This window comes from Bacillus sp. CDB3, assembly GCF_002081505.1.
GTDB lineage: Bacteria > Bacillota > Bacilli > Bacillales > Bacillaceae_G > Bacillus_A > Bacillus_A cereus_AT.
This window is the reverse complement of record NZ_ALBR01000007.1, coordinates 38,156-44,685: the sequence shown is the minus strand read 5'-3', so window position 1 is coordinate 44,685 and position 6,530 is coordinate 38,156. Positions and strand designations below refer to the sequence as shown.

Below are 6,530 nucleotides of genomic sequence, written 5' to 3'. Positions count from 1 at the left end.
AGTGACTCTTTTTTTATTTTATTATTTTGCAACTTCTGTCCACTTGTAGTTAAACTCACCGCCGAAGTCAGTTGTTACAAGTCCTTTAATGAAAGAACGTTGTAAGTAAGAACGACCTTGTTGGTATAAAGGAGCGACAGCACCATCTTGTAATAAGATTTTTTCAGCTTGCTTCATTGCTTCAAAGCGAGCTTTTTCATCGCCAGCTAAATCAGTTTTCACTTTATGAATTAGCTCATCGTACTCTTTATTAGAGTATTTATCGAAGTTATAAGCACTATCTGTTGTAAATAAGTCTAAGAATGTAATTGGGTCAGCGAAGTCAGGGCCCCAGCCATCAATTCCGATTTCATAATCACCACTTAATAGTAGTTTCAACTGTTGTTTACGTGGTTGTGGTTTTAAATTCACTGTTAATCCATCTAGATTTTTTTCTAATTCACCTTTTAAATATTCACCAGTCTTTTTAGCTAAAGCATTATCACTTGTTAATAGTTCAATTGTTACTTTGTCAGTACCAAGTTCTTGCTTCGCTTTTTTCCAGTTTTCTTTCGCTGTTTTCACATCATCTTTGACTAGATTTCCATTCTCTTTACGGAAGTCATTACCGTCTGGACTTTTTGCGAATTTCGCAGGAACCATTCCTTCAGCTGGAATAGCACCGTTATTTAAAATTGTTTCTACGTACGCTTTTTTATTCATTGCTCCGTTAATAGCAAGGCGTGCATGTTGATTTTTTAATACTGCATTTTTCTGATTTAGTCGTAAGAATTGAATGCCGACTTCAGCGCGTTCCTTGAAGTTTGGATCGCCCTTATATTTATCAACAAACTCCGCAGTTAAAGCAACACGGTCAATTTGTCCTGAATCATATAAGTTAACTTCTGTAGACTTATCTTTAACGACATTGAAGTTGATTTCTTCTAATTTTACAGTTTTAGCATCCCAATAGTTAGGGTTCTTCTTCAATTGGAAGCTTTGTTCGTGTTTCCAGTTATCTAATGTGAAAGCACCATTGTAAATTAAATGATTTGTTTCTAAACCGTATTTGTCACCTTGAGATTTTAAATAGTCTTCATTAATTGGTAAGAATGTTGAAAATGTCGTTAAGCTTAAGAAGTAGGGAACAGGGCGATCTAGTTGTACTTCTAAAGTTTTGTCATCAAGAGCTTTGATGCCTAATTGATCAACTGGTAATTGTTTTTGGTTTATTTGTTTTGCATTCTGTATATCGAAGAATAAGAATGCATATTCAGCTGCTGTATCAGGGTTTACGGCACGTTGCCAAGCGAAGACAAAGTCTTTTGCTGTTACAGGAGTACCATTTGACCATTTTGAATCACGCAGGTGGAATGTATATTTTGTTTTATCGGGACTAACGTCAACCGACTCAGCAACACCAGGAATCGGTTTATTATCTTCTCCTATTGCATATAAGCCTTCAAAAACATTTCGCATTACGTTCATGGATTCCCCATCCGTTGCCTTTGCAACATCCATTGTTGGAATTTCTGAAGCGAATGATAAGTTAATTGCCTGTTTATCAGGTGCTTTATCGTTCGCTTTCACTCCGCTTGCATTATCTTTATTTCCCCCACAAGCAGTTAGTAGTAGACTTGCCCCTAAAACAGATGCAACAACAGGTACAACTTTTTTCTTCATTGTTCTTTCCTCCCTAAATGTGTTGTTCGTAACGCCATAATGTCCATATCTTGAAGTGTAGCTACAGAAGAGAAAACCTATTATAAATATGTGTATATAGGTAATCAGGTGTTCTATATGTATATACATGTTGAGCTATAATCTGACGTTATATGTTTCAACTTTGTAGACATTACATTTTGATGGTTAAATATTTCGTTTCTTTGATTATTTAGAATATTAACACTGGAAAGAACTATATGTCAATAATAAAAAAAGAGTATTAATTTCTTGAAATAATATATTAAGAAACAGATTCCCTGATATCAGGGAATCTGTTCTATTAATTTACTTTTCGATTATTAGAAGTTAAAGTTATCCGGATCTGGACCAACGCGGTGATTTTCATTTAAAGCTTGAATTGCTTTCATATCATCCGAGCTTAATTCAAAATCAAAGATGTTCGCATTTTCAATGATGCGGTGTTCTTTAATTGATTTAGGAATCGTTACAACTTCATTTTGTAGATCCCAGCGTAGAATCACTTGTGCAGTCGATTTATTATATTTTGTAGCAATTTCTTGTAATGTTGGGTGATCTAGTAGTTGTCCTTGCATTAATGGTGACCAAGCTTCAAGCTGAATACCATGCTCTTTACAGAAAGTGTGCAATTCTTCTTGTGCTAAACGTGGATGGTATTCCACTTGGTTAACCATAGGCTTAATTTCAGCAATTTCAAATACGTCTTGCAAATGGTGAATATGGAAATTACTCACGCCAATAGCACGCACACGACCATCTTTATAAAGTTGCTCTAAAGCTTTCCATGATTCAGTGTATTTTCCTTTTACGGGCCAATGTACTAAATATAAATCTAAATATTCTAGACCTAATTTTTCTAATGTAGTTTCAAATGCTTGTAATGTTGACTCGTAACCTTGATCACTATTCCATACTTTTGATGTGATAAATAATTCTTCACGTGGAATACCTGATTCGCGGATTGCTTGTCCAACGCCTTCTTCATTTTTATATATGGCAGCTGTATCGATACTACGGTATCCATTTTTAATAGCTGCTTTTACAGAATCAATTACTTCTGATCCGTCTTCTACTTTAAAAACACCTAAACCGAACCAAGGCATTTTTACGCCGTTATGTAATGTTGTGTAGTCGTTTAAACTTGTTAAAGTCATATTAATTCCCCCTAGCTTTTTTATTGGTCGCTTCAATTGCTTGTTGAATGACTTCTGAAAAATTATTTTCATATAGAACTTTTAAACCTTCAGCCGTTGAACCTCCTGGTGTTGTTACTTGTTCACGTAACATAGCTGGATCCTGATTTTGCTGGAGCATAGCGGCAGAGCCAGCGATCATTTGAATGACAAGATGTTTTGCTGTTTCCTCATCAATTCCATAGCTTTTCGTTGCCTCAATTAAACCTTCAGCAAAGTGATAGAGAAAAGCAGGTGCACTACCAGTAACTGCGGTAAGTTGGTGAACTTCCTCTTCGGTACAAAACTGTGAGGTACCGATACCTCTTAAAAGAAGTTGTAACGTTTCATGATGTCGTTCCTCTACGGAATTTCCCGTCGTGTATAAAGAGATAGACTTGCCAATTTCAGCAGCTGTATTTGGCATAATCCAGGCGACAGGTGTCCCTTGAGGAAGTCTTTCTTCTAGATAAGATGGTCCGATTCCGGCAGCAACTGTCACGACAAATTGATCAGTTAGAAGAGGAGATAGATCCGCTAATAGCTGTTCATGTGCAACAGGCGGCATTGCTAAAACAATTGTATCTACAGATTTAATGTGCTGCTTCCAATCCGTTGTAATCGATAGACCATATTGACTTTGTAGTTGCGTTAGTTTTTCTATGTTACTTCGATTGGAAACTATAATTTCTTCGATGTATTCTTTACTTGTTGTAAGTAGTCCAGCAAATATAGCTTCTGCCATACGACCGGCACCAATAAATAAAATTCGATGTTTATTAGGCATATCCTTTATTCCTTTCTGATGAGAATATGTTATAAAAAACGATACCATTTTTAAGAGAATTTTGTAAAAAGAAACGGCTTGTAGTGGAGAGAATACAATTGGAGGGAAGGAAGGCTATATAAAAAGGACTATGAAGATTATTATATTTGAAAAATAGTTATAATCAAAAATCCCTGAAGCATTTATGCTTCAGGGATTGATAAATTATAAGCTTATGCTTTCGTCATACCAAGCAATACAGCGCCGCCGATAATTAAAACACTACCTAGTGCAATAAAGATCAATTGACGTTTTGTTTTCTTTTCGCCTAAGAAGACAATCGCACCGAATGTTGAGATAACGATTCCAGTTTGAGATAATGGGAAGCTTGTTGCTACTCCGACACGTGGTAGTGAAAGAAGTAAGAATAAGTTTCCTGTTCCCCATAGTAAACCAGATAGAGCATTACGAATTGCGTATTTGTTAAATGGTTTATGTTTAGATGTCAGTACAACAGCACCAACAAACATACCAACCGCCTGTGGTAAAATAGCAGACCAACCATCAATGTTATACCAACGAATAATAATTACGTATACAAGATAGCCAAAAGTAGAAACAATTAAAGTAAGAAGTCCCTTTTTCAATTGTCCTGGTGGCTGAGCATTTTCTTTATCATCTAGTGATGTGAATACAACACCGACTACGATTAATAGGATTGCAATCGTTCCCAGAACAATCGTCGTAGTAGTAGTCCACTCACGGAAAGCAATAACTCCAAAGATAGAAGTTGCAACAAGCTGCATACCAGTAGAAATAGTTACAGTAGTTGAAACACCTAGTTTTTCAACTGTTTTTAATTGGTTTACTTGTCCTAAAGCCCAGAATAAACCTGAAATAAAACCAACAATCAAGACTGTCATTGTTAAAGCTGGTTGAGTAAATACATACATAATTGTTGCGAAGAATAGAGCACCGATTGTCATACCTACCGTTTGGCTGTATGCACCACCGCCCATTTTTACGCTTACTAATAAGATGTTTCCCCATGCGATTGCAGGAAGAAGCGCTAATAAAATGTCCATTACAAGACTCCCTTCGGTTTTCTATACCAATATAATTACATATCGTTCTAACGATCGGTAATGCCCCACTAATAGAGTAGAAGATTACCGATCGCTAAAACAGGATGAAGAACTTACGATATAAATGCGTTTTCATTTCTTCATTTTTTGAAACACCTCCATATAATAACAGGAAATTGCCTATTTTAGAAAGTGAATTCAAATAAAATGTATATTTAAATAAGAAATAAAATTCAGTCATTAGTTAAGGCATTTTATTTTTCGGGAAATAAAAAAAGCAGCTTTTGTCGAAAACTGCTTTAGGAAGTGGTAATTCGCTTGTTAATGATTTGAATACATAATAAAAATAATAATGACATGCTAATCGTTATGATGACAAGAGTCCAAGCGAGTTGCATATTACTTGCATCAATAGCCATATAAATCGCCGTTGGAATCGTTTGTGTTTTTCCAGGTATATTTCCTGCAAACATTAAAGTAGCACCAAATTCACCGAGCGCGCGAACAAAGCTTAAAATCATACCGCTAAGTAGCGCGGGAAATGCAAGCGGTAGTGTAACGTGTAGAAAAACTTGATACTCACTTGCACCAAGGTCGCGTGCACCATCTTCAATTTGTATATTTGCGATAGAAAATCCTGTTTTTGCTGATTGATACATGAGCGGAAATGCAACGACTGTAGAAGCAATGATAGCAGCAGTAGATGTAAACATAATGGACTGCTGAAATAATGATTCAATCCACTTTCCAATGGGACTGTTATTTCCGAAAATGATAATTAGAAAAAAGCCGATAACAGTTGGTGGAAGCACCATTGGTAATAAGAAAATAGTTTCTAGTAGTACTTTATAACGCCACGAGGAGCGCGCTAATGCTCGTCCAATAATCGTTCCCAGAATCGTAACGATAATGGTGGCGCACGCAGCTACTCGCAAAGATAGAAAGACAGGTGACAAAACTGTATCAAAGCTCATAGCAATTATGGCAGGATTGTAAATCCATATTTCTTAAAGATAGATTGTGCATCTTTTGATTGCAAATACTCATAGAATGAAGTCGCCTCTTTCTTATGCTTAGATTCCTTTATAACACCCAAAGGATAGTGGATTGGCTCATGAGAATTAGCCGGTGCTGCCTCTGCGATTTTCACCTTGTCTGAAACGAGAGCGTCTGTTTTATATACAATACCGGCATCAACATTACCTGTTTCTACATATGTTAACACTTGGCGAACATCTTTTGTAAATACGATTTTATTTTGAACGTCATTCCAAAGATTTTCATGTGTGAGAGAAGCTTTTGCATATTTTCCTGCAGGTACAGATTCAGGTGTACCAAGTGCAATTTTCTTTATTTTTTCATCTTTTAAATCTTGAAATTTTGTAAGAGAACTATCCTTTGGAACGACTAGAACTAGTTCATTTCCAAGAAGATTTTTCCCTTCTTTTTCGTTAATGAATCCTTTTTTAACAAGAGTTTGGAATTTATCCTCTGCTGCAGAGAAGAATAAATCAGCAGGTGCACCTTGCTCAATTTGTTGTTGAAGTGCACCAGAAGCACCGAAGTTAAAAGAAAGTTTAATATTAGGCTCTTTCTCTTTATATTGTTTTTCAATTTCTTTTAATGCATCTTGTAAGCTAGCAGCAGCTGATATAGTCAGTTCGACTGTTTGTCCCTCTTTAGCAGCTGACTTTTCGTTCTTTTCCTCACTTGTACAAGCAGCACTAAATATAAGAAGGAAAGAAAGTATAAGTGCCCCGATGGATCGTAATGTGAATTTGTTCATAAAAAAATCCCCTTTCGTTTTGACATATTCAATTATAA

At 36.0% G+C, this 6,530-nt stretch carries 6 protein-coding genes; all 6 read right to left on the bottom strand.

From position 1 onward, the window contains the following. Positions 1-21 precede the first annotated feature (21 nt). Positions 22-1,662, bottom strand: a complete 1,641-nt coding sequence (locus CDB3_RS01125; RefSeq protein ID WP_128853262.1) for a peptide ABC transporter substrate-binding protein — start codon at positions 1,660-1,662, stop codon at positions 22-24. 341 nt (positions 1,663-2,003) lie between these two features. Further along, a complete protein-coding gene (locus tag CDB3_RS01120; protein WP_000176914.1) occupies positions 2,004-2,837 on the bottom strand; it encodes an aldo/keto reductase in 834 nt (277 codons plus the stop codon). Position 2,838: 1 nt separating this feature from the next. Next, positions 2,839-3,642 carry a pyrroline-5-carboxylate reductase gene (gene proC, locus CDB3_RS01115; protein ID WP_128853261.1) on the bottom strand — a complete coding sequence of 268 codons (804 nt, stop codon included), beginning with the start codon at positions 3,640-3,642 and terminating at the stop codon, positions 2,839-2,841. 212 nt (positions 3,643-3,854) lie between these two features. Next, entirely contained in the window at positions 3,855-4,706 is an 852-nt protein-coding gene (locus CDB3_RS01110; protein ID WP_000353549.1) for a GRP family sugar transporter, read from the bottom strand. Positions 4,707-5,005: 299 nt separating this feature from the next. Beyond that, positions 5,006-5,680 (bottom strand): molybdate ABC transporter permease subunit, encoded by a 675-nt coding sequence (modB, locus tag CDB3_RS01105; RefSeq protein ID WP_128853260.1) that lies wholly within the window; start codon positions 5,678-5,680, stop codon positions 5,006-5,008. A 5-nt stretch (positions 5,681-5,685) separates the two neighbouring features. After that, positions 5,686-6,492 carry a molybdate ABC transporter substrate-binding protein gene (modA, locus tag CDB3_RS01100; RefSeq protein ID WP_128853259.1) on the bottom strand — a complete coding sequence of 269 codons (807 nt, stop codon included), beginning with the start codon at positions 6,490-6,492 and terminating at the stop codon, positions 5,686-5,688. Positions 6,493-6,530: the final 38 nt, after the last annotated feature.